The 1,685-nt window shown below is 61.7% G+C and carries 1 protein-coding gene; it reads right to left on the bottom strand.

The annotated features are described in order from the left end of the window. Window positions 1-150: 150 nt before the first annotated feature. Window positions 151-1,593, bottom strand: a complete 1,443-nt coding sequence (locus ACO2Q9_RS20625) for an IS1182 family transposase (RefSeq protein WP_423314218.1) — start codon at window positions 1,591-1,593, stop codon at window positions 151-153. Between the last annotated feature and the right edge of the window lie 92 nt (window positions 1,594-1,685).

Genomic DNA, 1,685 nt, shown 5'->3' with positions numbered 1-1,685 from the left:
GGGCCGAGGCTGTGTGCAAACGCGCAGTAGCCGCTCGGCATTGAAGTCCTGACCGACCATCACCTCTCATCCAGTGCTTTGAGGTGCCAGAACGGCGATTTGGAGCTTCATGAGGCCCCGTTTCGCCGTGTTGGAGGGCATATGAAGGCCTCAAACCCCCGCCAGGCGCATCGCCTTCATCGTTCTGGTCATACCCAGGATGCTCATCACCCGCTTGAGGTTGTAAGCCAGCACATGCAGGCTCATCTCGGTGGCCACATGCGCCTTCGTGCGCATCAGGAAGTGCACCGACCCCATCCAGTGCTTGAGTGTTCCGAACACATGCTCGATCGTTGATCGCCGCAAAGTCATCGCCTCGGGCATGCAGTCCATGCGCAGCTGCATCCGCTGCAGCACCTGCTCGTGCTCCCACCTGCGGATGCGCCGGTTGGACGATGTCGTGCATTGCTGCTTGAGCGGGCACTTCGGGCACGCACTTGACCAGTACACACGGGTGTTCTGACCATCCTCCATGCGCGTGAACCGATGGATCGCCCGCTGGCCTGCCGGGCATTGATACTCGTCATCCCGGGCGATGTAGATGAAGTCCGCCTTGCCGAAGCGCCCGTGCGCCTTGGCATTGGAGGTCGCCGTCCTGGGCACGAAGGCAGCAATGCCTGCGTCCTCGCACGCCTTGATCTCCTGTCCATTGAAGTAGCCGCGGTCTGCAAACGCCCTCAGCCGCTTCTTGCCCATCGCCTCGCGGGCCGCCTTGGCCATCTTGCTCAGTTGGCCCCTGTCGTGTCCGACGTTGGTGACCTCGTGCGCGACGATCAGGTGGTGCCTGCCGTCGACCGCAGCCTGCACGTTGTAGCCCACGATCCCCGTGCTCTTGCCCGACTGCAGCATCGAGCGTGCATCCGCATCGGTGAGCGATCTCTGGTGATCCGGCTCGTCCTGCAACTGCTGCTTGATCTCATCGAGTCTCTTCATCTGCTCGCGCAGTTTGCCGATCTTCGCGTGCAGGCGATCTGCACGCAGCTCCAGCTCGGGCGGCTGGGTCCGGTCCGCCGTCTCCAGTGCATCCAGGTAGCGCTGGATGCTCTGCTCGATCTGCTCCTTCCTCGCCTCGATCTTGCCCGGCGAGTAGTTTCGATCCCGGCTGTTGACCGCCTTGAACTTGCTGCCATCGATCGCCACCGTGTCCTGGCCGAACAGCTTGAGTTGCCGGCAAAGCTCGACGAACTGGCGGCACGCGCCCCGGATGCCCTTGCCGTTGTCGTGCCGGAAGTCGGCAATCGTCTTGAAGTCTGGTGTGAGATGGCCCAGTAGCCACATCAACTCGATATTGCGACGTGCCTCCCTCTCCAGGCGCCGGCTGGACTGGACGCGGTTCAAGTATCCGTAGATGTACAGCTTCAGAAGCACAGCCGGGTGGTAGCCAGGTCGGCCCGTCGCAGCTGGATCAGCATCAAAGCCCAGTACCTTCAAATCCAGTGCTTCAACGAAAGCGTCCACCACCCGCACCGCGTTGTCTTCACCAACGTAGTCTTCAAGACACTGCGGCAGCAGCGCCACCTGATGCCGGTCCGCCCCTTCAATGAATCGCTTCATGCGCCACCTCGCTTGAGCAACGGTGGCCGGATTCTAGTTTTACGCGCTCAGCACCGGAAGGGTTTTCACACAGCCTCGGCCCAAAGCGGACG

The organism is Variovorax sp. VNK109, assembly GCF_049445855.1.
Classification (GTDB): Bacteria; Pseudomonadota; Gammaproteobacteria; order Burkholderiales; family Burkholderiaceae_C; genus JAGOCV01.
This window is presented reverse-complemented; position numbering and strand designations above follow the sequence as displayed.